We start from the raw sequence: 23,899 nt of genomic DNA on the forward strand, positions 1-23,899 counted from the left end.
AGCATGATGCGATGAACGAAACGCCGGATACGCTTGTCATCTTGACCGAACGGCTCGCTGCGCTCGAAGCCGAATCCGCGGTGCGCCGCACGATGGCGCGCTACATGGCGTTATGCGATGTGCCCTCGGGTGCGCTCGAAGGCGAGACGCTCGCGGCCCTCTTTGCTGCCGACGCGATCTGGGAAGGCATCGGCCCGCAGTACGCGAGCAAGTTCGGCCACCTCACCGGCCATGCGGAAATTCTCGCGATGCTCACGCGTTACTTGCCGCCGTCGCCGCATTTCTCGGTGAATGTGCACTTCCTCACGTCGGAAACCATCGAGGTGCGGGGCGCCACCGCGAAAGGCCGTTGGATCATGCTGCAGGCGTCCGGCTATGTCGACACGCAAGCGGAGTTGATCTCGGCGCGCCTCGAAGTGGATTTCGCGGCTGCCGGCAATGGCCGCGACTGGCTCATCACGCACTTTCGCACCGAACGTCTTTTCGACGCGCCCTGGCACGTCAATGCAAGGAAACCGAACCCATGAACGAGTTTATCCAGGCCTTGTCGTTAGGCGGCGCAGGCCCCAGCATCGCGATCAAGGACACGATCGATATCGCCGGCTACGCGACCACGGCCGCGAGCCGCGCGTTGGCCGACGCCCCCCCTGCGCAGCAGCACGCGGAAGTCGTGGAACGATTGCTCGATGCCGGCTGGCACATCGTCGGCAAGGCGAATATGCACGAACTGGCGTTCGGCATGACCGGTATCAACGACTACACCGGCACGCCGCAAAATCCCCAGGACGCCTCGCGTATTCCCGGCGGCTCGTCGAGTGGTTCGGCGGCAGCCGTTGGTTTGAAGCTTGCCGATGCCGCGCTTGGCACGGACACCGGCGGTTCGATTCGCGGCCCCGCTGCGTGTTGCGGCGTAATCGGTTTGAAGCCGACTTATGGGCGCGTATCGCGGCGCGGCGTCGCACCGCGCGAATCCACGCTCGATTGCGTCGGGCCATTCGCGCGCGAGATGCGGATGATCATAGCCGCGATGCAGGCGATCACCGCCGACTTCGACATGCATGCCGCCCACGCGTCACAAACAGCCGCGTGGAACGTCGGTATCGTGCAGGTGGACGCAACACCGGAAATCCTCAACGCCGTTGCGCGTGCAGCAGACCAGACTGACTGCACCGCGCACACGGTGGAGCTCGCAGGCTTTGCCGCCGCCTTCGAAGCGGGCCTCTCGATCATCAACGCCGAAACCTCGCATGCGTTCGGCCACCTCGTGGCAACCGGCAAGCTCGGCGCCGACCTCGACGCACGGCTGCGCGCCGCTGCAAAAACAACAGCCGCGCAACTCGATGCGGCGGAGTTGGTACGCCGGCAATTCACCGCGGCCGTCGATCATGCGCTTGAAAGCGTGGACGTATTGATTCTCCCCACACTTCCCGCTCTGCCGATCACGCTCGACGAAGCACGCGGCGGCACCTCGGTCATCGCCATGTCGTCGTTGATCCGGCCGTTCAATCTGAGCGGCCATCCGGCGCTGAGCTTGCCCTTGCCTATCGACGGCTCGCCGCTCAAGGCGGGCTTGCAGATCGTTGGACGCAAAGGCGCGGATGAACAGGTCTGCGCGATTGCGGCACGCTTCGAAGCGGCCCTCGCCGACTGAAGCAGGCAATTCCCAAGGAGTAGAAGCAATGCAGAACAGAGTCGTACTCGTCACCGGCGCCGCGCGTGGTCTCGGCGCCGCGATTGCCACACGCTTTCATGCAGCAGGCTATGCGGTTGCCATCGGCGACATTGCGTTCGATGCCGCACAAGCCCTCGCCCGCGAACTGAGCGCCGACGGTTCTAGCGCCTTCGCGCTGAATCTCGACGTCACCTCGAAGGCCTCCTTCGAATCCGCACGCGATGCAATCCTGCAACGCTGGGGCCGCATCGACGCGTTGATCAACAATGCGGGCGCATCCAAAGTCGTCCCCGTGATGGAGATCACCGCCGAGCAGTTCGATCAGGTGATCAACGTGAATCTGCGCAGCGTACTGTTCGGCTGCCAGGTGTTCGGCCAGCATTTCGCCGACGCCGGCGCAGGCCGCATCGTCAACATCGCCTCGCTGGCGGGACAGAACGGTGGTTCGGCAACCGGTGCGCACTATGCAGCGGCCAAAGGCGGCGTCATCACGTTGACCAAGGTGTTCGCGCGTGACCTCGGCGCGGCGGGCGTGACCGTCAATGCGATTTCGCCCGGGCCGATGGATTTGCCGATCGTGCACGAGAGCGTCGCGGCCGACAAGCTGAGGGCGGTGATCGCCAATATTCCGGCAGGACGTCTGGGCTCAGCGGACTATGTCGCCGATGTCGCGGTCATGCTGGCTGCCGAGAACGCTTACTTCGCGAACGGCGCGTGCTGGGATGTGAACGGCGGCCTGTTCATGCGTTAAGTGTACGACCCGCTCGTGATGCTCGTGATGAGTTGCATTTGTAGATTTCGCCAACGTGAATGCTCACGCGACGGTGTGCCTCAACGAAGCACGCCGTTCGCGGACGCATCCTGATCCCACACCGCCATCACGTCGCGCACTAGCATCGCGATTGACGCCGCGCCGAGCTTGTCCTTGATGCTCGCACGATGTACGTCGACGGTCTTCACACTGATCGACAGGTCGGAAGCGATACGCTTGCTGCCCTTGCCGTCGATCACGCCGCGCAGCACTTCTTTCTCGCGTGCCGTCAGCGACTCCAGGCGCTTGCGCAAATCGCGCTGCTTCTGATTGGCGGCATGACGCTGCGTGGCGAGTTTCAACGCGCGCTGCACGCGGTCGAGCATCTGCTGCGAGTTATACGGCTTCTCGACGAAATCGATCGCGCCGTTCTGCAACGCGCGCACCGACATGGGAATATCGCCGTGACCGCTGACGAAAATGATTGGCAGCGTCGCACCTTGACGGTTCAGCTCCGCTTGCACGTCGAAGCCGCTTTGTTCCGGCATGCGCACATCGAGCACGAGACATGCCGGCACGCTGGGATCAAAAGCGCCCAGAAATTCATTTGCATTGGCGAAGCCCGCCGACTTCACGCCGACCGATTCGAGCAGCCACGCGAGCGACGTACGCATGCCGTTATCGTCGTCGACGATATAGACGATCGGTGCGAGGAACGGTGCGGACTGAGACGGGTGGGACATGAAGTAAGCCGGAACGGTTCGGGGAGGGTGCGATTCGAAGCGTCTTGCCGCCTCATGATAACCAGTGGAAAAAGCCCTGCAAAGCGATAGTTACCCTGTAGCGCGGATTAATGTCCCTCATGCGGCCGCCGTTCAGACACGCATTGGGGAAAGCTTTAGACGGATTGGGAAAGACGCCCCCTTGCACGCCGCTCGCGCGGATTTTTTTCCGTACGTGGATTGATTACGCTTGAATCCAGACCGATACCGCGTCTCCCGAGGAACCCAGAACATGAAGCCGAATCCGCAATCGACTCCCGTCGCTGACAGCGACGTGGCAGCGAAGCAGCAATTCCGTCAGGCCATGGCGCATCTATCCGCGGCCGTGAACGTCATTACGACAGCCGGCCCGCACGGACGCTGTGGCGTGACCGCGAGCGCGGTATGCTCCGTCACCGATACGCCGCCCACGCTGCTCGTCTGCCTGAACCGCTCAAGCGCGATGCACGCCACGTTCGAACGCAACCGGCACGTTTGCATCAACGTACTGCCTGGCGAGCACGAATTGCTCGCGCGACACTTCGCAGGCATGACGCAGGTGCCGATGGAAGAGCGCTTTGGCTGGCCGATCTGGGACGAAGGCACGCAGGGCGTGCCGGTATTGCGCGACGCACTCGCGAGTCTGCAAGGCGAGATCGTCGATCTGAAAGAAGTGGGCTCGCACTCGGTGATGTTCGTCAAAACCACCTGCATCAGCGTGCGCACGGACGGCGATGGGTTGATCTATTTCGATCGAAACTTCCACCGCATCAAGCGCACGGCATAGCATTGAGCGCGGCAAGAGCGATTGAGTTCAGCCGCAGCGTGTGGTCCGTTTAAACCACGCCCGCGCTATCGGTATCGAACTGAAACTGCGGCACAGCGGCGACGGCCTCGACAAAGCAGTCGATCAAATAATCGCAGGCCGACGTATTCAATGCGTCACGCCGCGAGATGATGCCGACCGATACGCGCGGTAAAGCCTCACGCACCGGTATCGAAACCAGCCGCTCGCGGATCCAGTCAGTTTCCAGAAAACTTTTCGGACAGCACGAAAGCAGATTACTGCTCACCGTCAGCGAAAAACTCGCACTGAACGAGCTGCACTCCACAACCACATGCGGCGCGCTTGCCCCGTGCTGCACAAAAAAATCCTGAAGCGACTGGCCGATGCTTTCGGGCGTGGTGTTGAGCATCCACTCCGCGCCTTCCAGATCCGCGATCGATTCGGCATTCGCCAACGGATGCCCTTTGCGAGCGGAAATGATCAACTCGCCTTCGTGCAATGAGCGGAACACGAATTCCGGCGCGAGCTTTTTTTCGTCGACGATAGCGATCACGAAGTCGAGCGAGCCATCGCGCAGCCGCGCCAACGCCGCCGTCAGAAAACCCTCCTGAACCGAGAGCCGCGTTTTCGGCATACGTTGCCTGAACGAATGAATGGCGCGCGACAGAAACTTCAGCGACACCAGCGGCGTGACCGCACACGACACCGTACCGCCCGCCTGTCCGGATAGATGGATCACGTCGTCCTTTGCGTGCTGCATCTCCGCGAGGATGAGTCTTGCGCGCGCACACACGGCCTGGCCGAACTGCGTGAGTTGCGCGCCACGCGCGCTGCGCGATACCAGCGGCACGCCCAATTCCTGTTCGAGCTCGCGAATCGCCTTGGTCAACGCGGGCTGGGACAGACACACCGTTTTGGCCGCGGCGCGAATGCTGCCGTGCTGGGCAATCGCCACTAAAGCGCGCAACTGGTTGTATTTCACGAGTGAGCGGTCGGGTAAGCGGTTAGAGAAAGAGGCACCACACCACGCCTCGCATCAACCAGCGGCTGAAACCCGCGGCTGATGGCTTGAACCGATGGTACACCGCGAGAAAACCCCCGGCCATGCTCCCAAATACCCATTGCCGTGCTGCCCGCATGAACCCTGGCAGCAGCGCCAACCCCGCCCAGCGGGGCGCGATAACCCAGCGTTATCACAATAAGAAAAAGCAAATCCAGAATGCTTTTTTGACTCCCTAGACTTTTCCTGTCGTCGTCATTGAAGGCGCTCCACCCGATCCAGGCGCTCTCGAACCGATATTGAAGCGCGCTCGAAACGATACCGAAGCATCACGGATTGATTCACCTCCAGAGGGATCCCGTTCATGAAGTCACCTTCACTCAGTTCTTCGCTGCACGATGTCAGTCAAAGCGCGAGGCATGGCGCATCGACCCGCGGGCTGATCGTCGCCACGACAATCGGCAACGCATTCGAATTCTTCGATCTCACCGTCTACAGCTTCTTTGCCGTACTGCTCGGCAAGCTGTTCTTCCCGCTCGCTTCGTCGCAACAGCAACTGTTACTCTCGGTCGGCACGTTCGGCATCGGCTTCATCGCACGCCCGCTTGGGGGTGTGCTGTTCGGCGTGCTGGCGGACCGCTTCGGCCGCATCGCCGCGATGAATCTCACGCTGGTGACGATGGCGGTCGGCACCGGCCTGATCGGCGTGATGCCCACCTACGCACAAATCGGCATCGCAGCGCCGCTCGCGATCGTCGCCGCGCGTTTGCTGCAAGGCTTTTCAGCCGGCGGCGAAGTTGGCGTCGCGACCACCCTGCTCGCGGAACGTGCCTCTTCCGCGCGACGCGGCTACATCACGAGCTGGCAGTTCGCGAGCCAGGGCGCAGCTGCGTTGGCCGGCTCACTGGTGGGATTTCTACTGTCGCACTACCTCGACAAAGCTTCGCTCGAGGCCTGGGGGTGGCGCATTCCGTTTCTTGCGGGCGTGCTGATTGCGCCGCTCGGCCTTTATCTGCGTTCGCGTCTAGGCGGCGAAGCGGATGCGCCTGCCGACGCCGCGCGCGATTCCGCCGGCGTGCTGAAGACTGTTCTGCAACGCGACTGGCGCCTTGTCGTGGTGGCGCTTTTGCTGGTGGTCGGCGGCACGTCGGCGCATTTCATCGTGATCTATTACATGTCGACGTATGCGATCAAGGTGCTGCATCTGCCGATGGATGCCGCGCTCTGGTGCGGCATTCTCGCGGGCGCAGTCATGCTGGTGGTGTCGCCGGTGGGTGGCATCTGGTCCGACACGTTCGGCCGCAAACGGGTCGCTTTCATCTCGCGCGTGCTTCTAACCGTGCTGATTCTGCCGGGCTTCTGTCTGATCCAGCATTCGCCTTCGATCAGCACCTTGTACCTGGTGGTCTGCGCACTCGCAGCGCTGCACTCCGTCAACGCGGGCGCAAACGGCGCGATGCTACCGGAGATGTTCCCGCGCAGCACGCGTGCAACAGGGCTTTCGATTGCGTACGCCGCGGGCGTGTCGATCTTCGGTGGCTTTGCGCAATTCATCGTAACCTGGCTGATTCAGGCAACCGGCAATCCGGCTGCGCCCGCCTGGTACGTGATCGTCTGCGGGGTGCTCTCGCTGGTCGCGCTGCTGTTCGTGACCGACCGCACACGTCAGGACATTTAGGCCGCCACACACTCGTCATTCACGCTTCAACACCACGAAACTCTCATGTCAGACACTCTTCATGCTGATGCACCGCTGGCTGCGCACAGCGAACTCTGCGACCTGTCCGCGCACACCCTGCTCAAACTGCAGCGAAAGAAGGAAGTGAGCGCCGTCGAAATTCTGAATGCGCACCTCTCACGCATCGAGGCCGTCAACCCGCAGGTCAACGCGCTGGTGACGATCGCCGACGAATCCGCTCTGCAGAGCCGCGCCGTAGAAATCGACGCGCAATGGGCGCGCGGCGTCTGGCAAGGTCCGCTGCACGGCCTGCCGGTTTCGCAAAAGGACCTGACCGCGACGCGCGGAGTGCGCACCACGTTCGGCTCGAAAACCTTCGAGCACCACGTCCCGCAGCACAGCGCACTGGTCGCGCGCCGCTGCGATGCCGCCGGTGCGCTCATGATCGGCAAATCGAACACGCCCGAATTCGGCGCCGGCTCGCACACGTTCAATGAAGTCTTCGGCGTGACACGTAATCCGTGGGACCTGAGCAAATCCGCCGGCGGCAGCAGCGGCGGCGCGGCGGCATCCGTCGCGTGCGGGATGAATCCACTCGCTTGCGGCAGCGACATGGGGGGCTCGCTGCGCAATCCGGCCGCGTGGAACGCGGTGGTCGGTTTGCGTCCCTCGCCCGGACGTGTGCCGCGCGCGCCGGATTTGAACGGCTGGGCGACGCTCGGTGTCGACGGGCCGATGGCACGCGATGTCGCCGACACCGCGTTGCTATTGAGCGCGATCTCCGGACCCTCCGGCGAAACCGCGACCGAAATCAGCGAACCAGGATCGCGCTTCGCCCAACCGTTGCAACGTGATTTTCGTGGCACACGTATCGCCATGTCGGTCCAGCTTGCCGGTCTTGCTGTCGATCCCGAGATTCAGCGGGCCGTGCAGGCCCAGGCCACGGTGTTCGAGTCGATGGGCTGCGAGGTGGAATTCGCCGACCCCGATCTCGGCGATGCCGAGGACGTCTTTCGCATGGAGCGTGCGTGGATGATCGGCAGCCTGGTCGATCGGCTCGATGCCGATGCACGTGCACAACTGAAGCCGGAAATCGAAGCGGAGTGCCGCTTGCACCGCTCGCTATCCGCAGCGGATCTGGGTGATATGTTCGGGCGCAAGACGGCGTTGTTCGAGCGCATGCGCAGCTTCATGGACAACCACGCGTACTACGTGCTGCCCGCCACGCAGATGCTGCCGTTCGATGCCGATCTGCGCTGGCCCACTGAATTCATGGGCACACGGTACGACTCGTATATCGACTGGATGCGCATCTGCTGGTATCTGTCCTCCACCGAATCGCCGGTGCTCGCCTTGCCGTGCGGCTTTAGCGCGTCCGGCTTGCCGATCGGTTTACAGATCGCCGGACGCTTTCGCGACGACTGGGGTCTGCTGCAATTCGGCTACGCCTATGAGGTTGCCACCGCGCACAGCACGATGCGGCCGCCGCTTATCGCCGGGCGCCCTTAAAACACCGCTAATTCCCAGGTTCTTCCAGTAGCCGGTTTCGCCGCCGGCTGCTTGCAGGCAAGCAACGCGTGGCTCGCGGGAGCGAACACGTCCGTCACTTTTCGCACTTTCTCTAACTTGAGCGTCAGACAACATGAAAAAAACGCTACTGGCAGTATGCCTCGCTTCTACCTTTCCGGCAGTGGTGCATGCACAGAGTGCCGTCACGCTATACGGCATTATCGATGAAGGTTTGAGTTATACGAGCAATGCGGCGACGGCCAACGCCAACGGTAGCGTCTCGGGCCATAGCGCGGTTCGTCTGCTGAGCGGCGTGATGCAGCAAAGCCGCTGGGGTTTGCGCGGCGCGGAAGACCTTGGCGGCGGCATGAAAGCGATTTTCATGCTGGAGAACGGCTTCGACGCCAGCACCGGCAAGCTCGGTCAGGGCGGTTTGTTATTTGGCAAGAAGGCGTGGGTAGGTTTGTCAGGGCCCTTCGGCACCGTGACGCTCGGCCGCCAGTACGACACGAACGTCGATATCCTCGGCCCGTTTGAGGTTGGCGATCAATGGGGTGGCTATATGGCCGCGCATCCTGGCGATCTCGACAACATCAACAACACCAACTCGACGAACAACGCGATCAAGTTCACCAGCAACACGTATGGTGGTTTGACGGTGGAAGGCATGTATAGCCTGGGCGGGGTTGCGGGCAATTTTGCGCGCAACCGGATCTGGTCGGTGTCGGCTGGGTATGTGAATGGGCCGTTGGCGCTTGGTGTGGGTTATCTGGATGTCGCCAATCCGAACACGTCGTTCTTCGGCAGTACCGGTAGTCCTGCTGTTACTGTGAATGGCGTGCCGGGCAGCAATATGGTGTCGCCTGTGTATTCCGGGTATGCGTCGGCGAAGTCACTGCATGTGATTGGTGCTGGGGCGTCATATCTTTTTGGTGCGGCGACGTTCGGCGCGACCTATTCGAATACGAGCTTTCGCGATCTTGGAGATCTTTCTTCGGGGCCGAATCCGGCCGGCCTGAGCGGCAATGCTACGTTGAATAATGCGGAGGTGAACTTCAAGTATCAGATCACGCCTGATTTGCTGTGTGGCGTGGCGTACGACTACACGAAGGGGAGTTCGGTCAAGGGCATGACGGGGGCGACCTATCAGCAGGTCGCGTCAGGGATCGATTACTTCGTGTCGAAGCGTACCGATGTGTATCTGATCGGGGTTTATCAGAAAGCGTCAGGCACGGATTCGACTGGGAAGCAGGCGGTTGCAGCTATTAATGGACCGTCTGCATCGGCCGATGATAAGCAGGCCGTGGTTCGGATTGGCCTGCGGCATAAGTTCTGACTCCTTTTCCTTTTTGGGCGGCGCGCTTCTGTTTGCCGCCACTACAGGCAAAAACTTTAAACCTGCATGGACGCCGCGCGCTCTTCTCGCGCGCGAAGCCACGCATACCATGCTTCCATGCCTTCCCCGCTCTGCGCTGACACTTGCAGAATCTCAATCTGGGGATTGACTCTCCGGGCATAGTCGATGCACTGCTCGACATCAAACCGCAAATGCGGCAGCAGATCTATCTTATTCAGCAACAGCAGCGAACAAGCACGAAACATATGCGGATATTTTATCGGCTTGTCCTCGCCTTCCGTGACCGAAAGAATCAACACCTTGGCCTTCTCGCCAAGATCGAACAATGCGGGACATACCAGGTTGCCGACGTTCTCGATCATCACAACCGAATGCATCGGCGGATCGAGCTGCGTCAGTGCCCGTGACGCCATCTGGGCATCCAGATGACATCCCGTGCCGGTGTTGATCTGAACGACGCGCGCACCCGTCGCGCGAATGCGCTCGGCGTCGTTGAGTGTAGCCTGGTCGCCTTCGATCACGCTGAGCGGAAACGTCTCGCCAAGATCGCGGATTGTGCGTTCGAGCAACGTGGTCTTGCCCGCGCCCGGCGAACTCATCAGGTTCAGCGCGAGAATCGAACGGCCCGCAAGCCAGCCGCGATTACGCTCCGCCAGCAACTGGTTCTTCGCCAGGATGTCTCGTTCCAATGTGATTGAAGTGACGTGTTCGCGCTCGTGGTCGTGAACGTGCGGATGATCGTGTGCATGCGTATGAGCGTGCGAGTGGTCGCCGTCGTGTGAATGCTCATGCCCGTGAGAGTGCGGATGTGAGTGCTCGAGTGAATGGACGTGGTCGTCCGAATGCAGCGAGTCGTGTGCATGTGATTGGCCGTGCACATGCGAGTGGCCGTGCGGATGGGGGTGTACATGCCCCTGCTCATATTCGCTCACACGCCGATACGCCGGTTCGCGTGCGCCGAGTGCAGCGCCATCCTGCGCGGCTTGCGCTTGCGATTGCGTTCCCGCCTGCGCCGCCTCCTCCGCATCCAGATCAGTCACCGCCGCGCCCTGCGTATTCGAGCATCCGCATGTCGTACACATCACACCACCTCCATCTGCCGGATCTTCAACTGCTGCCCCGAAATCAGTTCAAGATTTTCGCTCCCGCATTCGCACTGCCCAAACGGCACATCGATGTCGAACATCTCGCCGCACGCGAGACAACGTGCCTGCCCAGGAATCTCGATGATTTCCAGGGTCGCGCCCTCCACCGCCGTATCCTTCGCACAGACGTCGAAACAAAACCGGATCGCGTCCGGCATCACTGCCGACAATTGCCCGATCTCCAGCGTCACACTTCTTACGCGCGCGCCGTTGGCCTGCTCCGCGCAAATCTCGACGACACTGTTGGCAATACTCAACTCATGCATGGCGCGCTCCTCCGGCGGTCAGCAGATGCGTGGCAATTGCTCGCCCACCAGCATATCGACGATGCGCTGCCCGCCGAACGCCGTCTGCATGACGACTAGACCGTCAGCGCCCGTCTCGCCCATTTCCACCGCGCCGATTGCAGCTGCCTCACGCCCCGCCGGATGTGCACGCATGGCTGCGAGCACCCGCTCAGCGGCATCGGCGGGCACGACGGCCACCAGCTTGCCTTCGTTGGCCAGATACAGCGGATCGAGGCCGAGAATCTCGCACGCGCCCTTGACCTGCTCGCGCAACGGCAGGTCGGCTTCACGCAGCCGTATCGTCACGTTCGAACTCTGTGCGAACTCGTTCAATACAGTCGCGACACCACCGCGAGTCGCATCGCGCAAGCAGTGAATCTGCGGACACGCATCAAGCATCGCCGCAATCAGGCTGTTGAGCGGACAACAATCGCTTTCCACATCGGCTTCCAGTGCGAGTTGCTGGCGCGCGACCAGAATCGCCGCGCCGTGATCGCCGAGATAGCCGTTGACGATCACGACGTCGCCAGGACGTGCATTGCGAGCCGAAATCGACACGTCACTGCGCACCACGCCGATGCCGGCAGTGTTAATGAAGAGCTTGTCCGCGCAGCCGCGTTCAACCACTTTGGTATCGCCCGTCACGATCGCCACACCCGCTTCGAGCGCGACTCGTTGCATGCTCGCGGCGACACGCCGCAAGATATCGACTGCAAGGCCCTCTTCGATCACCACCGCGCACGAGAGATATAAAGGCGTCGCCCCGCACACCGCCAGATCGTTGACCGTGCCCGATACGGCCAGGGTGCCGATGTCGCCGCCTGGAAAAAACAACGGATCGACTACGTAGCTATCGGTCGTAAAGGCGAGACGGTCCCCACGTGTGGTGAGATCGGCGAGCGCGAATACGGCCTGATCTTCCAGCGCGTCGAGCGTGGGATTGTCGAAGGTCGAAACGAAGACGTCTTCGATCAGATCGCGCATCGCGCGGCCGCCGCTGCCATGTGCGAGATTGACGGAGGCGTCGCGTACGCGGCGACGTGCCGTGGGTCGCAAAGGATCGGACGCCCGGTCGTTCATGAATGGCCTCGCGTGGTCAATGCATAAGCTGGATCGGTTGATTTCACGCTTTGCCGCGCAGCACGCCGCTCATCGATCCGCGACGTATCGATACGCCCGTAGTTGTAGTAAGCCGCACACGCGCCTTCGCTCGACACCATCAGCGAGCCGAGCGGCGACTCCGGTGTGCAGGCGGTGCCGAACACCTTGCACTGATGCGGCTTGATCACACCCTTGAGCACCTCGCCGCATTGGCAGGCTTTCGGGTCGGCGATCTTCAGGTTCGGCACATCGAACTTGCGCTCCGCGTCGAAGGCGGCGAACGTCTCGCGAACCCTGACACCCGAATGATCGATCGAGCCCAGTCCGCGCCATTCGAAAAACGCGCGTGTCTCGAACACGCGCGTCACCGCCGACAAGGCCTGTGCATTGCCGTCTTCCGTCACGACCCGGCCGTACTGGTTCTCCACTTCGCAGCGCCCTTCTTCGATCTGCCGCAACACCATCCACATCGATTGCAAGATATCGAGCGGTTCGAATCCCGCCACCGTGATCGGCTTGCGATAGTGCCGCGCGATGAAATCATAGGGCCGTGTCCCGATCACCATGCTGACGTGCCCCGGACCGAGAAAGCCGTCGAGGTGCAAGTCGGGCGAATCGAGAATTGCCTTGATGGTCGGGATGATCGTGATGTGATTGCAGAACAGCGAGAAGTTGTGGATCTTTTTCGCTTGCGCCTGCAGGACCGTCATCGCGGTACTGGGCATGGTCGTCTCGAAGCCGAGACCGAAGAAAATCACCTCGCGGTCAGGATTGAGTTGCGCGATCTTTAATGCATCGAGCGGCGAATAGACCATGCGCACGTCGGCGCCGTCGGCTTTCGCTTTCAGCAGACTCTTCTTCGAACCCGGCACACGCATTGCGTCGCCGAAGGTCGTGAAGATCACTTCCGGACGTTCGGCCAACGCGACGCAATCGTCGACGCGGCCCATCGGCAGCACGCACACCGGGCAACCAGGGCCATGCACGAACTCGACGGCATCGGGCAGCAATTGCTGGATGCCATAGCGGAAAATCGTATGGGTATGGCCGCCACACACTTCCATGATCTGCAGCGGCCGTTGCCTGGCGCGCTCGATGCGGGACACCAGCGCGCGAATTTCCTTCTCCAGCGTTTTCGCTTTGTGCGGGTCGCGAAACTCATCGACGTATTTCATGGCGCGCCTCCGTCCGCTGAACCTGCGAGGCCAGCCGAACCGGCAAGGCCGCCGCGGTCGTCAGCAAGCAGCGTATGCACGAGGTCCCACAGAATGTGATAAATCGCGACGTGGGTCTCCTGCACGCGATGAATGCTGTCGCTTCCCACCACAAGACAATGATCGACAGCGGCGCTGGCCGCCATTCTCCCGCCATCGTGGCCCGACAGCCCGATGGTCAGCAGGCCCATCTCTTTCGCCTTCGTAAAGGCAGTCAGCAGGTTGTCGGAGTTTCCGCTGGTCGACACGCCGATCAGCGCATCGCCACGCCTTCCTTGCGCCACCAGTTGCCGCACAAAAATATGGCTGAAGCCGACATCGTTGCCGACCGCCGTCATCATGGCCACGTCGGCCACCAGATTGATCGCGGTCAGCGCCGGACGGCCCGTGGTCACCGGATGCAGAAACTCGACGGCGATATGCGAGGCATCGCAGCTCGAGCCGCCATTGCCCATTGTGAAGAGCCTGCCGTCGCGGCGGTACATGTCGGCTATCGCATGGGCGATCCGCACCACCGCCGGACCGTTTTCGTCGAAGAACCGTCGTTTGGTGTCGACGCTGTCCTGCGCTTTCAGACGCACTGAATCGAGCAACGCCGCGTCGAGCTTGTCAGCGTCCTGGCGAGCGCCGTGCAGGAACGGATACAACGCCTGCAGCGATTCATGTTCGGGCATGCCGGTCTCCGTTGGCTTCCGATCACGCGTTCATGGCGCGCTGCGCAGTTCGTCGCGCAGTGGGTCCCTTAGTTCGCCCGTCGCGGCCATGTCTTCCATCTCGCCCTGCGCGACGCCCAGTTCGCGCAATAGCGCGAGCGTGCGTGCGGCTTCCTGCTCGTCGAGCCGGCTCATCGCGAAACCCACGTGCACCAGCACCCATTCGCCGATGCACGCGCTCGCCGGCCGTCCCTCGTCGATCACGAAGGCGATATTGATCACGCGCCGCACACCGCCGACGTTCACGAGCGCGAGATCGTTCTCCGCGTCGGTCACTTCGACGATCTGTCCTGGGATGCCCAGACACATGTTGTTCTCCCTTTAGCCCGCTTTTGCGCCGCTACTTCTGCACCGCTATTTCTGCACCGCTGCTTCTGCATCACTGCCTCTGCATCGCTACTTCCTCACCGCCGCCTCTGCACCACGTTCAAATGCCGTTGTGTTGCTCTGCACCACTACTTCCTCACTGCCGCCTCTGCACCGCGTTCAAATGCCTGCGCCGCCGCAACGACCGCCTGCCCCAGCGACAGACCGCCGTCGTTGGCCGGCACCTGCCGGTGCGTCAGCACGCGAAAACCTGCTGCGCCGAGTCGCCCGGCTACCTGTTCGAACAGAATGCGATTCTGAAAAACACCACCGGACAACGCAACACTGCGAGCATCTACGGGGCCTGTCAGCAGGTCGGCCAGACATTCGACCATTCGCACGATCGCGACGGCCAGCCCCTTGTGAAACCGCGCGGCGATGACCGGCACGGAGGTGCCGCGCAACATATCGTCGAGCAACGCCTCCCACATCGGCCGTGGCTCGATGCAACGCAAACCGTCAGGCATGGTGCTGACAATTTCGAACGGATACGCGTGGGCATCGTCTTGCAGCGCGTGCAGATCGACCAGCGCCTCAAGCTCGATCGCCGCCTGCCCTTCATAAAGCACGCGTTCCCGGCACACGCCGAGCGTCGCCGCCACGGCATCGAACAAGCGGCCTGCAGAGCTTGCCAGCGGACTATTGACGCGTTGCGCGATCATCCTGTCGAGCGCGGCGCGGGGGCGGCGGCTCAGGAACTGCTGCACGTCGAGCCCGCCGTATTGCCGGGTAAAGCCACGCCAATCGAATGCCGCCATTAGATGTGCGTAAGCATTGCGCCACGGTTCGTCGATGGCGCGTGTGCCACCTGGCATCGCAACCGGCTTGAAGGTGCCGAGGCGCGTGAAGCCGCGATAATCCGCCAGCATGAATTCGCCGCCCCACAGCTTGCCGTCGTCGCCAAACCCAAGACCGTCGAGCGCGATACCGAGCATCGGCAGCGCATCGGGCGCGACGCCATTTTCCGCCATGCACGCGGCGAGATGCGCGTGATGATGCTGTACCTCGATCACGGGAACCTGCCACGCTTGCGCAAGGTCGTAGCCGATCTTGCGCGACAGATACTCGGGGTGGAAGTCGAGCGCTACCGCCTGCGGTTCATGTTCGAACAGGCGCAGATACTGCGCCACCGAGCGGCGATAGTCCGCATAAGTCAACGCGTCTTCCAGATCGCCGAGGTGGTGCGAGACGATCGCCTGAGCGTTGCGTACCAGGCAGAACGTGTTCTTGAGCTCGCCGCCCATTGCCAGCACCGCCGGCATGTCGGCGAAGCCGTCCGGCAACAGCAATGGCGCCGGCGCATAGCCACGTGCGCGCCGCAACACGCGCGCTTCGCCCTGCACCACGCGGGCCACCGAATCGTCGACCCGGCGTGCGATATCGCGATCGTGCATCAGGAAAACATCGGCAATGCGGCCGAGACGTGCGCGGGCATCCGCGTTGTCGATGCAGGGGGGCTCATCGCTGGTGTTGCCGCTTGTCACCACGAGTGCTGAGTCGATCGACTCCATCAGCAGGCGATGCAGCGGCGTGGACGGCAGCATGAAACCGAGCGTGCCCACGCCCGGCGCGACGCTTGGCGCGACGCACTCCGCACCGTCGGCACGCAGGATAACGATCGGTCCGGCCGCGCTATGCAGCAGGGCGACTTCTGTTGGGTCGGGCGTGCAATAGCGGCGTACTGCCTTCAGATCGCGTGCCATCAACGCAAACGGTTTGCGCTCGCGCCGTTTCAGTTGACGCAAACGCGCCACGGCGGCTTCATCGCTGGCGTCGCAGGCGAGCTGAAAGCCGCCCAGCCCTTTGATCGCGACAATCGAGCCGTGCCGCAACAGCAGGCTTGCCGCGCGACAGGGATCGTCACCATCGGCCCGCGCGCCGTGCCGGCCTTCCAGCCAGACACGCGGGCCACATACCGGACACGCGACCGGTTGCGCATGAAAACGCCGGTCGGCGGGATCCTCATACTCGGCGCGGCACGCCTCGCACATATCGAACGCGGCCATGGTCGTATTGGCGCGATCGTAGGGAATAGCCTGAATGATCGAAAGACGCGGCCCGCAATGCGTGCAGTTCGTAAATGGATAACGGTAACGTCGGTTCGCCGGGTCGGCGATCTCGGCGGCACAGTCCGGGCAGATCACTGCGTCAGGCGTGACGCCCGTCTGCACATGGCCGCTCACGCTCGCCACGATCCGGAAATCGCTGTCCTCGGCCGCTTCGCTCAGTTGATGCCGCTCGATCGCGTCGATGCGCGCGAGCGGCGGACACTCGGCCCTCAGGCTCTCGATAAAACGTTGCAACGTCCACGCATCGCCCCACGCATGAATCAGCACGCCGTCGCTATCGTTGCGCACGTCGCCGACCACGCCGCACGCATGCGCGAGCCGCCACACGGTCGGCCGGAAGCCGACGCCTTGCACCAGTCCGCGCACACGAATTTCCTCGCCGACCGGTCCGGGGACCGCCGGGCGCTGGGGCGAAGATTGTCCGGCGGGCTGTGCATGCGTACTCATCGCCACCTCCCTGGCTGCTATCGGCTACATGTTGCGGATGCGGATATAGCGCTTGATGTCCTTCATATTCGCGAGCACGCCGACCACCAACGCCGGCAACAAGAGGTACTTCAGAAAGCCTTTCATGACGCCTCCCACTTCAGTTATTTCACGCCGTATCCGTGATGGCCCGCCGCACAATCGCTCAGTCGCCCGGGCGCTCAGGCCTTCAGGCAGCCCGTGTGGACTGCAATTCAACCGCCTGGCTGCCCGGCCATTCAAGCCGCCCGCGCGGACAACCGCTCCATCCTCGCCATCACCAGCGTCACCGTCAGTTCAACCGCCTGCTCGACGGCCGCCGACACCGCGCCGCTCAAACCCATCCTTCCTTCCTCGCCATTCTCGAACCCGAAGTCTTGCGGCTCGCAACCGAGAACGACGATGTCCTCGCAACCGCCGCCCAGCATCCGCACCGTTTGCAGCACTTTGGCCGGGTCCATTTCGTGCGGCGACATCAGGATCGGCACGGCATACGGATCGCCCGGCTCGTCGCCAACGGCTTCTTCGACAGACGGTTCGATCACATACAACGTGCCCGGCGCAGCGCCGCGCTGCGTCGTGTCGATCAGAATCGCGCTGTCCACGCCATCGAGCAGCGCATAGCAAAGATCGATGCCGCGAATACCGAAGTCCGCGATGCTCACGCTGTCGGCAAATGCCGGCAACTCACCGGCCGCCAGTTTCTCCTGCAGACGGCGGACCACTTCGACGCCAAAACCATCGTCGCCGAGAAACACATTGCCGATGCCGGCCACGAGAATCCCACTCATGCGTGGCCTCCTTTACGACTGGACGGCCGGGACGGGCTGGATGTGTTGACCAGCGGCTCGATCTCGTCCGGGCCGAAGAAGAAGCGATGGCCGGGCATGCGCTGCATGCCGAAGTCTTTGCCGGGGTCGTCGTCGACTGTCACGGCAACGTGCACATGATCGTCGAAATCGCGCTCGATCGATTCGATCGTGGCAACCATGCCGCTCAGCGCGATATCGAAGATGTCCGCGCGACCGCGTGGGTGCAAGCGCACCTGATCGCCGATCCGAATCTCGACGCCCGCCACCCGCACGCAAGCAAGATGAGGCCGCGCGTCGAGCTCCGCCCAGGGCGACACCGGCATGGTGGGCGCTTCGAGTGGTGAAAATGCGTCAACGCCTGCCCCGTCGAGTGCGCGCACCTGGCGTAAGGTGCCATGCAGCTTCTCCATCTGCTCGGCGCCGAGACTTTCGGTGCGTGCAAGCAAGGCACGCGCGCGCTCGTCCGTTGCAATCATTTCGCGCTTTTCGTCGTCGGTCATGGTGAGAATGCGCAGCGTAAGAATCTCGTCGATCTCCGTGGAGTCGAATAGGTCGCCGGCGCTTTCAGGTGCAATCTGCGGGAAATCGTAGAGAATGATCGGCGAGGCAAGCATCGTGTCGGGCTGCTGCTCATCGCCCACCAATACCGGCCACACGCCGATATTGCGGCTCGCAGCAGCGACCTCGACCAGTTCGGTGGGCGGATCGATCGACGAGATCCACGTGCCGCCTTCGATGGTCAGCACCGTATGACAGGACACCAGCGCATACAGCGAAGCCGCATCGCGCTTCAGGCTGCCGGGGTCGTCGAGCGGCGTCTCGTTGACGATGCGCACCGTCAACCGATACACCCCGGCCGCCACGCTAGCGGCGCTCAATTCGACGTGGCCTTGCAGCGAGGCCCGGGTACGGCGCAGCGCGCCACGCAGCGCGCCCAGCTTGTCAGCGAGCGGTTCGAGTTCACAGGTAGCGTCGAACGAAAACGCAATTTGCAGCGGTGCGGCAAGCAATTCGCCAATCACTAAAACCGGCACAGCGATGTGCCGCTCGGCCGCTTCCTGCCATGGGGTGTAACGCCGTTCGTCGATGTCGAGCACGGGCACGGTGCGCCAGGCCGGCTCACCCGACTCCGGCCGCGCGGCGGCATCGTCGGCCACGTCGAGCACCATTCGCTCGATCACCTGCAGAAAACCGGGCCGCACGGCCACGCGGGTGCGCGGGTCGCCACGCAGCAGACACTCGGTCTGCGTCACCCACGGATCGCTGCCGGATGCCTCGGCATAAGCGCGCGGATACACGCCGCCGAAGGTCCAGCGTTGCCGGTTCTTGACCGAGGTCGGCCGGTACGGATACAGCATGTAGCCCTCGTACAGCACCGCCTGAACCACACTTTCGACCGCGTTCACGATATGTCCTCCTCGAGGCCGTCGAGCAGGCTCGTCACCGCCTGCTCCCAGCTCGTGAGACCCCGTCTGCTTTTGTAACGCGAGAGGCGATCGAACACATCACGGTGCAAACACAGCCACGTACCGTTCGGGTAGTAGCGGGTCATCATGTCGCGCCATAGCGTAACCGGTAGCCGGTACGCCGCTTCCTTGTGCCACGGAATCGGTGCGGCCTGCAACGCGCCGTCGGCCTCGCGATAGAACACCGTGCCGCTGAATTGCAGCATCAGCGGAATCTCGCCTTCTTCGAGGCCGTGAAAATATTTGGTTGCGGCGACATTGAAATCGTAGCTGCACGGCACTGGCAAATCGAGCATGTATTCGCCCGTGAACGGTGGCGCGATCGCCGTCGTATGAGCCCACAGCAGCGTGCGCAGCGTTTCACCCCAACGCGGCGGCGAGCCGAACAGGTCCTCGAGTCCGTATTGTTCGGCGGGCGCGTAGCGGCGCCTGGTCGCTTCTATCTGAATCTGGCATTGCAGGGTAATGCTGGCGATCTCTTCCTGCACTGGCGTATTGACGATACGCAGCCGGAACGTCAGCAGCGGCGCTGCGGCGAACGGCACGACTTCCGCCGACTCGACAGTGAACTCGAGATCAGGCATGGAGCAAGCCCTCCGGCACCCGGCCATGGGTCTTCAATGCGGCGAAGAAACGATGAATCGAATCCCACGCCTCCCGGCCGCCAGACAGTCCGCGCCAACGTGCGCGAATTACGCCGGTCAGTGCGTAACACTGGTCGATCGGCACGCGGTAATAATCGCGCGCACCTTCGCTGCGATTGACCAGCAGCGCTTCGACGTCGGGTTGCAGTTGCGCGAGCAACGGATTCTCGGCGACCAGTTCGTCCCACGCCTGCAACTCCAGCAGCGATTGCGTGCCACCGGCGGGTCCGGGATACAGCGCGATGACACGCTGTGCCTGGCTGTCGTGAAAGAAGAAAGCGATATCGATGGGAATGGCCAACGCGTCCCATTGCGCGTCGCTCATGCGGAAACCGGCGAGATAATGCGCGTCGCGCGGCACCGGACGATAGCGCGCATTCTGCTGACTGCCGAACAGCAGCGCGCACGCTCGGCAACAGCAAAAGAGCTGCCGCCTGGCGGTTTCGAACAGATGCGGATGATCGGATAGAAGCGGCAGGCCGCACAACTCGCACTGCATGTCGTCGGCTTTGCGCACGAAATAGCGCAGCCGCGCGACCCAGCCGCGTGTCGTGACGGCGGGTGTCATTGCGCGCCGGCCTCGGTCCGGCTTGCTACCTCGCTTGCTGCGTCGCTTGCTGCGTCACTTGCTGCCCGGGTGCGATGCGGCACAAAGCGCAGTTCATGCACATTGACGTCCGGCAGACCCACGATCTCGACGCTCATTGCTTCTGGCGCCGCTTCGAAGATCGCGCGTTCGATTTCCTGCTGCAATTCGCCCACGGAGTTGTGTTTTCCTTGCAGGCGGCCGGCCACACGCACACGCACGGCTTCTTCCGCGGCGTCGAGCAGTTCGATCTGGATGCCCTGTGCGCCAAGCAACGGCCGCATTTTTTCGACCGCACGCGACACGCGCGTCGGCAGATCCTGCGGATGCAAACCGTGCAAAAGCAGCAATGCCGACACGCCGGCATCGCGCTCGAACGCCGCGAGCATCGCATCGTCCATCGCGCCCGCCTCCGACACGATCTCCATCAGTCGTGAGAGTCCGTTCGTATGCAGATCGAGGACGACCTGCAGCAGTTCTTTGGCAGGCTCACGCGCGCGCGGATCGTCGAGCGCTTCCAGCGCCGCAATCAGTTCGTCGATGCGGCGTTGCTGCGCGACGACCGCGCTCTCGTTGCTCACTTGTGCGCTCCCTGCATCACGCCAAAGGTTGGCGAGTGCGACGTATCGATCGTCTTGCCATTGCCGACATACATATGCACGCCGCACGGCAGACACGGGTCGAAGCTGCGCACCGCGCGCATGATGTCGATGCCCTTGAATTTGTCCGGGCCGTTCTCTTCAAAGATCGGCGTGTTCTGCACCGCGTCTTCATAGGGCCCAGGCGTGCCGTAGATATCACGCGGATTGGCGTTCCACGGCGTAGGCGGATACGGGTGATAGTTGGCGATCTTGCCGTCGCGGATCACGAGGTGGTGCGAGAGCACGCCGCGCACCGCTTCATGGAAACCGCAGCCAATGCCCTCTTCCGGCACCTTGAAGTCGCTGAACGTGCGGGTGCGTCCCGCGTGCAACTCGGCCAGCGCCTGTTCGGCAAAGTACAAAGCCGCAGCCGCCGAATACGCCTGAAAATACGTGCGCGCGCGATCGCGTTCGAGCGCATTGCTCCACTTCGGGATCTTCCATTCGAATTCAACTTCCGGCTTGAGCGCGGTCTTCGGCAAATAGATCTTCACGCTGTGGCCGGTCGCCTTGATGTAACCGATATCGACCAGGCCCGCCAACGCGGTGGCCCACAAGCGTGCGATCGGTCCGCCGCCAGTATCGAGCGCAAGATGATCGCCGGTGCGCTTGTCGAGCCAGCGCGGCGACATCACCCACGTGTAGTTGCCGTCGAATTTGCGCTTCTGTGGACGCGGCAACGTGGTCTGATTCCACGGATGCTTGCGGTCCACCGGATTGCCGAGCGGATCCTGCTTGACGAAGGTTTCTTCGTGATCCCAGTCGTCGTAATAGGAACTGCCCAGCAGGATGCGGATATTCAGATTGATATCGACGAGATCGGTCGTCACCAGTTCGCCGTCCACCACCACGCCGGGTGTGACGAACATGCCGCGGCCCCATTGCGTCATCGAGTTGTAGCTGTAGTCGCACACGTTCGGGTCCTGGAACGAGCCCCAGCAACCGAGCAGAATGCGGCGCCGGCCGACTTCTTCGTAACCCGGTAGTGCTTCATAGAAGAAGTCGAACAGATCGTCATGCAGCGGCACGACCTTCTTCATGAATTCAACGTACTTCATCAGACGAGTGATGTAATCCGTGAATAGCTGAATAGTCGGCACCGTGCCCACGCCGCCGGGATACAGCGTCGAAGGATGCACATGACGCCCTTCCATCAGGCAGAACATCTCGCGCGTATAGCGGCTGACCATCAAGGTCTCGCGATAGAACTCGCCGGTGAACGGATTGAGCGCGGTCATGATGTCCGCGATGGTTTTGTAGCCGTGCTTGTCAGCATTCGGCGCGGGCGTTTTCTGCGCCTTGTCCCACACACCCGGATTGGTTTCCTTGACCATTCTCTCGCAGAAATCCACCCCCACCAGGTTGTCCTGGAAGATGTTGTGGTCGAACATGTATTCGGCCGCTTCGCCCAGATTGACGATCCATTCGGCAATCGCCGGCGGCTTCACGCCGTACGCCATGTTCTGCGCATACACCGAACAGGTCGCATGATTGTCGCCGCAGATCCCGCAGATGCGGCTCGTGATGAAGTGCGCGTCGCGCGGGTCTTTGCCCTTCATGAAAATGCTGTAGCCACGAAAGATCGATGACGTGCTGTAGCACTCCGCCACGCGGCGGTTCGCAAAATCGATCTTGGTGTAAATCCCCAGACTGCCGACGATCCGTGTAATCGGATCCCAATTCATTTCGACCAGCTTGCCCGGCGCTGCCTGGGTGCTTGTGGTCGCTTCAGGTGCGGTACTAACGGCCATGACCTTCTCCCTGCTGACAAGTCGAATCCCGCCAACTACGCCGCCAGCTCAGCGACTGTAGCCGGTGGTGAGTTTCGAACCGTTGTGACGCCATTTCGGCTCGTCGTTGAGCGTGTTGTTGGTCAGCTTACGCAGGCTGCGAATCAGCGGACCATAGCTCTTGATGAGATTCGACGACAGCACCGCTCCGGGCGGCTCATCCATGAACGGCATGAACTTGTCGGGAAAGCCCGGCATCGTGCAGCCGATGCAGATACCTCCCACATTCGGACAACCGCCAATGCCCGCCATCCAGCCGCGCTTGGGCACGTTGCATTGCACGACAGGCCCCCAGCAACCCAGCTTGACGATGCAATTCGGGCTGCCGTATTCGGTGGCGAAGACCGCCTGTTCGTAGGAGCCCGCGCGATCGCAACCGTCGTGAACGGTGCGAGTAAACAGCCACTTCGGGCGCAACGCGTCGTCGAGTGGAATCATCGGCGCGAGGCCCGCCAACTGATAGAGCAGGTAGAGCAGCGTCTCCATGAAGTTGTCCGGCTGCACCGGGCACCCTGGCACGTTGACGATCGGCAGGCCCGCTTTCGATTTCCAGTCCCAGCCAAGATAATCGGCGAGGCCCATGCAGCCGGTCGGATTGCCTTCCATTGCGTGAATGCCGCCGTAGGTCGCGCAGGTGCCCGCGCCGACTACCGCCAGCGCACGCGGCGCGAGCCGGTCGAGCCATTGCGGAATCGTGATCGGTTCCTGCGTATCGGGGTCGGTGCCTAATGCGGCCCAATATCCCTCGCGATTGATACGCTCGTTTGGAATCGAGCCTTCCATCACCAGCACGAAGTTCTCAAGCTCGCCACGCGCGGCCTGGTGAAACGGCTTGAGAAACTCGTCGCCGTTTTCATACGCCAGTACGGGGTTATGCAAATGCACCTTCGGTAGCCCAGGAATCGCACCGAGAATCACGTCCTCGATGCTCGGCTGAGTCGCTGCGGTAATCGATACCGAATCGCCGTCGCAGCCGAGGCCCGCGGTGATCCAGATGATGTGCACTTCCTTGAGAGCCGGCGCGTGCTGAGTCTTGCGCCCATAAGGGACGTTGTCTGCTTCTGCCATGATGTGTGTCTCCACTG

The 23,899-nt window shown here is 62.1% G+C and carries 24 protein-coding genes; 7 read left to right on the forward strand and 17 right to left on the reverse strand.

All coding sequences use genetic code 11. From position 1 onward, the window contains the following. The first annotated feature begins 11 nt into the window (after nt 1-11). From HHL24_RS04575 to HHL24_RS04585, 3 genes are read left to right on the forward strand one after another with little or no spacing between them, the layout of a single operon-like run. Nucleotides 12-527 (forward strand): nuclear transport factor 2 family protein, encoded by a 516-nt coding sequence (locus tag HHL24_RS04575; protein WP_169484242.1) that lies wholly within the window; start codon nt 12-14, stop codon nt 525-527. Then, nucleotides 524-1,651: an amidase gene (locus tag HHL24_RS04580; protein WP_169484244.1), complete on the forward strand. Its 1,128-nt coding sequence runs from the start codon at nt 524-526 to the stop codon at nt 1,649-1,651. The genes HHL24_RS04575 and HHL24_RS04580 overlap by 4 nt, the downstream gene beginning before the upstream one ends. Nucleotides 1,652-1,679: 28 nt before the next feature. Further along, nucleotides 1,680-2,423, forward strand: a complete 744-nt coding sequence (locus tag HHL24_RS04585; RefSeq protein WP_169484245.1) for an SDR family NAD(P)-dependent oxidoreductase — start codon at nt 1,680-1,682, stop codon at nt 2,421-2,423. A gap of 80 nt (nt 2,424-2,503) precedes the next feature. On the opposite strand, the gene HHL24_RS04590 is transcribed toward HHL24_RS04585, so the two are convergent. Then, nucleotides 2,504-3,166 carry a response regulator transcription factor gene (locus tag HHL24_RS04590; RefSeq protein WP_169484246.1) on the reverse strand — a complete coding sequence of 221 codons (663 nt, stop codon included), beginning with the start codon at nt 3,164-3,166 and terminating at the stop codon, nt 2,504-2,506. Between the two features lie 271 nt (nt 3,167-3,437). On the opposite strand from HHL24_RS04590, the gene hpaC reads away from it, so the two are divergent. Continuing rightward, a complete protein-coding gene (hpaC, locus tag HHL24_RS04595) occupies nt 3,438-3,971 on the forward strand; it encodes a 4-hydroxyphenylacetate 3-monooxygenase, reductase component (RefSeq protein WP_169484247.1) in 534 nt (177 codons plus the stop codon). A gap of 49 nt (nt 3,972-4,020) precedes the next feature. Here hpaC and HHL24_RS04600 read toward each other — a convergent pair whose 3' ends face one another. Continuing rightward, nucleotides 4,021-4,953, reverse strand: coding sequence for a LysR substrate-binding domain-containing protein (locus tag HHL24_RS04600; RefSeq protein WP_169484248.1), 933 nt, complete (start codon nt 4,951-4,953; stop codon nt 4,021-4,023). A gap of 382 nt (nt 4,954-5,335) precedes the next feature. Here HHL24_RS04600 and HHL24_RS04605 point away from each other — a divergent pair, with 382 nt between their 5' ends. The 3 genes from HHL24_RS04605 (at nt 5,336) to HHL24_RS04615 (ending at nt 9,494) form a co-directional block, all read left to right on the forward strand. After that, nucleotides 5,336-6,649: an MFS transporter gene (locus HHL24_RS04605; protein WP_169484250.1), complete on the forward strand. Its 1,314-nt coding sequence runs from the start codon at nt 5,336-5,338 to the stop codon at nt 6,647-6,649. Between the two features lie 45 nt (nt 6,650-6,694). Further along, nucleotides 6,695-8,158 (forward strand): amidase, encoded by a 1,464-nt coding sequence (locus HHL24_RS04610; protein ID WP_169484251.1) that lies wholly within the window; start codon nt 6,695-6,697, stop codon nt 8,156-8,158. A gap of 133 nt (nt 8,159-8,291) precedes the next feature. Next, the gene (locus HHL24_RS04615; protein WP_169484253.1) at nt 8,292-9,494 is read left to right on the forward strand and encodes a porin; all 1,203 of its coding nucleotides are present in this window, start codon (nt 8,292-8,294) and stop codon (nt 9,492-9,494) included. A 56-nt stretch (nt 9,495-9,550) separates the two neighbouring features. Here the strand turns inward: HHL24_RS04615 and hypB are convergent, their stop codons facing one another. The 15 genes from hypB to HHL24_RS04685 all read right to left on the reverse strand — a co-directional run bounded on the left by hypB (nt 9,551) and on the right by HHL24_RS04685 (nt 23,882). Beyond that, nucleotides 9,551-10,597 (reverse strand): hydrogenase nickel incorporation protein HypB, encoded by a 1,047-nt coding sequence (gene hypB / locus HHL24_RS44525; RefSeq protein WP_206002714.1) that lies wholly within the window; start codon nt 10,595-10,597, stop codon nt 9,551-9,553. Beyond that, nucleotides 10,597-10,926 (reverse strand): hydrogenase maturation nickel metallochaperone HypA, encoded by a 330-nt coding sequence (gene hypA, locus HHL24_RS04625; RefSeq protein WP_169484254.1) that lies wholly within the window; start codon nt 10,924-10,926, stop codon nt 10,597-10,599. The genes hypB and hypA overlap by 1 nt, the downstream gene beginning before the upstream one ends. An 18-nt stretch (nt 10,927-10,944) precedes the next feature. Then, entirely contained in the window at nt 10,945-12,027 is a 1,083-nt protein-coding gene (hypE, locus tag HHL24_RS04630) for a hydrogenase expression/formation protein HypE (RefSeq protein ID WP_169484255.1), read from the reverse strand. Beyond that, the gene (gene hypD, locus HHL24_RS04635; RefSeq protein ID WP_169484256.1) at nt 12,024-13,223 is read right to left on the reverse strand and encodes a hydrogenase formation protein HypD; all 1,200 of its coding nucleotides are present in this window, start codon (nt 13,221-13,223) and stop codon (nt 12,024-12,026) included. Before hypD ends, hypE begins: the two co-directional genes overlap by 4 nt. After that, nucleotides 13,220-13,936, reverse strand: coding sequence for a D-sedoheptulose-7-phosphate isomerase (locus HHL24_RS04640; protein ID WP_169484257.1), 717 nt, complete (start codon nt 13,934-13,936; stop codon nt 13,220-13,222). Before HHL24_RS04640 ends, hypD begins: the two co-directional genes overlap by 4 nt. A 30-nt stretch (nt 13,937-13,966) precedes the next feature. Continuing rightward, nucleotides 13,967-14,284: a HypC/HybG/HupF family hydrogenase formation chaperone gene (locus tag HHL24_RS04645; protein ID WP_169484258.1), complete on the reverse strand. Its 318-nt coding sequence runs from the start codon at nt 14,282-14,284 to the stop codon at nt 13,967-13,969. A 146-nt stretch (nt 14,285-14,430) separates the two neighbouring features. Beyond that, nucleotides 14,431-16,857, reverse strand: coding sequence for a carbamoyltransferase HypF (gene hypF / locus HHL24_RS04650; protein ID WP_169484259.1), 2,427 nt, complete (start codon nt 16,855-16,857; stop codon nt 14,431-14,433). A gap of 24 nt (nt 16,858-16,881) precedes the next feature. Next, nucleotides 16,882-16,983 carry a DUF6893 family small protein gene (locus tag HHL24_RS44980; protein ID WP_370707810.1) on the reverse strand — a complete coding sequence of 34 codons (102 nt, stop codon included), beginning with the start codon at nt 16,981-16,983 and terminating at the stop codon, nt 16,882-16,884. A 131-nt stretch (nt 16,984-17,114) separates the two neighbouring features. After that, complete coding sequence (locus tag HHL24_RS04655) at nt 17,115-17,666, reverse strand: hydrogenase maturation protease (RefSeq protein ID WP_169484260.1); 552 nt, start codon at nt 17,664-17,666, stop codon at nt 17,115-17,117. Beyond that, nucleotides 17,663-19,093, reverse strand: coding sequence for a hypothetical protein (locus HHL24_RS04660; RefSeq protein ID WP_169484261.1), 1,431 nt, complete (start codon nt 19,091-19,093; stop codon nt 17,663-17,665). The genes HHL24_RS04655 and HHL24_RS04660 overlap by 4 nt, the downstream gene beginning before the upstream one ends. Further along, on the reverse strand, nt 19,090-19,737 hold the full coding sequence (locus HHL24_RS04665) for a DUF6084 family protein (RefSeq protein ID WP_169484262.1): 648 nt from the start codon (nt 19,735-19,737) through the stop codon (nt 19,090-19,092). Before HHL24_RS04665 ends, HHL24_RS04660 begins: the two co-directional genes overlap by 4 nt. Beyond that, on the reverse strand, nt 19,730-20,365 hold the full coding sequence (locus tag HHL24_RS04670) for a DUF5947 family protein (RefSeq protein ID WP_169484263.1): 636 nt from the start codon (nt 20,363-20,365) through the stop codon (nt 19,730-19,732). Before HHL24_RS04670 ends, HHL24_RS04665 begins: the two co-directional genes overlap by 8 nt. Beyond that, complete coding sequence (locus HHL24_RS43840) at nt 20,362-20,964, reverse strand: NifU family protein (protein WP_169484265.1); 603 nt, start codon at nt 20,962-20,964, stop codon at nt 20,362-20,364. Before HHL24_RS43840 ends, HHL24_RS04670 begins: the two co-directional genes overlap by 4 nt. Beyond that, complete coding sequence (locus HHL24_RS04680; RefSeq protein ID WP_169484266.1) at nt 20,961-22,775, reverse strand: nickel-dependent hydrogenase large subunit; 1,815 nt, start codon at nt 22,773-22,775, stop codon at nt 20,961-20,963. Before HHL24_RS04680 ends, HHL24_RS43840 begins: the two co-directional genes overlap by 4 nt. Before the next feature lie 48 nt (nt 22,776-22,823). Next, nucleotides 22,824-23,882, reverse strand: a complete 1,059-nt coding sequence (locus tag HHL24_RS04685; protein ID WP_169484268.1) for an NADH-quinone oxidoreductase subunit B family protein — start codon at nt 23,880-23,882, stop codon at nt 22,824-22,826. Nucleotides 23,883-23,899 lie beyond the last annotated feature (17 nt).

This window comes from Paraburkholderia polaris, from assembly GCF_012927345.1.
Classification (GTDB): Bacteria; Pseudomonadota; Gammaproteobacteria; order Burkholderiales; family Burkholderiaceae; genus Paraburkholderia; species Paraburkholderia polaris.

Excerpts from the sequence above, each read along its gene's own strand:
- HHL24_RS04575 (WP_169484242.1), top strand. The coding sequence starts at position 12 with ATGAACGAAACGCCGGATACGCTTGTCATCTTGACCGAACGGCTCGCT.
- HHL24_RS04590 (WP_169484246.1), bottom strand. The coding sequence starts at position 3,166 with ATGTCCCACCCGTCTCAGTCCGCACCGTTCCTCGCACCGATCGTCTAT.
- HHL24_RS04610 (WP_169484251.1), top strand. The coding sequence starts at position 6,695 with ATGTCAGACACTCTTCATGCTGATGCACCGCTGGCTGCGCACAGCGAA.
- HHL24_RS44980 (WP_370707810.1), bottom strand. The coding sequence starts at position 16,983 with ATGAAAGGCTTTCTGAAGTACCTCTTGTTGCCGGCGTTGGTGGTCGGC.
- HHL24_RS04665 (WP_169484262.1), bottom strand. The coding sequence starts at position 19,737 with ATGCCTGATCTCGAGTTCACTGTCGAGTCGGCGGAAGTCGTGCCGTTC.
- HHL24_RS04685 (WP_169484268.1), bottom strand. The coding sequence starts at position 23,882 with ATGGCAGAAGCAGACAACGTCCCTTATGGGCGCAAGACTCAGCACGCG.
- HHL24_RS04645 (WP_169484258.1), bottom strand. The coding sequence starts at position 14,284 with ATGTGTCTGGGCATCCCAGGACAGATCGTCGAAGTGACCGACGCGGAG.
- hpaC (WP_169484247.1), top strand. The coding sequence starts at position 3,438 with ATGAAGCCGAATCCGCAATCGACTCCCGTCGCTGACAGCGACGTGGCA.
- hypA (WP_169484254.1), bottom strand. The coding sequence starts at position 10,926 with ATGCATGAGTTGAGTATTGCCAACAGTGTCGTCGAGATTTGCGCGGAG.
- HHL24_RS04640 (WP_169484257.1), bottom strand. The coding sequence starts at position 13,936 with ATGCCCGAACATGAATCGCTGCAGGCGTTGTATCCGTTCCTGCACGGC.
- HHL24_RS04585 (WP_169484245.1), top strand. The coding sequence starts at position 1,680 with ATGCAGAACAGAGTCGTACTCGTCACCGGCGCCGCGCGTGGTCTCGGC.
- HHL24_RS04615 (WP_169484253.1), top strand. The coding sequence starts at position 8,292 with ATGAAAAAAACGCTACTGGCAGTATGCCTCGCTTCTACCTTTCCGGCA.
- hypD (WP_169484256.1), bottom strand. The coding sequence starts at position 13,223 with ATGAAATACGTCGATGAGTTTCGCGACCCGCACAAAGCGAAAACGCTG.
- HHL24_RS04580 (WP_169484244.1), top strand. The coding sequence starts at position 524 with ATGAACGAGTTTATCCAGGCCTTGTCGTTAGGCGGCGCAGGCCCCAGC.
- HHL24_RS04680 (WP_169484266.1), bottom strand. The coding sequence starts at position 22,775 with ATGGCCGTTAGTACCGCACCTGAAGCGACCACAAGCACCCAGGCAGCG.
- HHL24_RS04605 (WP_169484250.1), top strand. The coding sequence starts at position 5,336 with ATGAAGTCACCTTCACTCAGTTCTTCGCTGCACGATGTCAGTCAAAGC.
- hypE (WP_169484255.1), bottom strand. The coding sequence starts at position 12,027 with ATGAACGACCGGGCGTCCGATCCTTTGCGACCCACGGCACGTCGCCGC.
- hypF (WP_169484259.1), bottom strand. The coding sequence starts at position 16,857 with ATGAGTACGCATGCACAGCCCGCCGGACAATCTTCGCCCCAGCGCCCG.
- HHL24_RS04655 (WP_169484260.1), bottom strand. The coding sequence starts at position 17,666 with ATGAGTGGGATTCTCGTGGCCGGCATCGGCAATGTGTTTCTCGGCGAC.
- HHL24_RS04670 (WP_169484263.1), bottom strand. The coding sequence starts at position 20,365 with ATGACACCCGCCGTCACGACACGCGGCTGGGTCGCGCGGCTGCGCTAT.
- hypB (WP_206002714.1), bottom strand. The coding sequence starts at position 10,597 with ATGTGTACGACATGCGGATGCTCGAATACGCAGGGCGCGGCGGTGACT.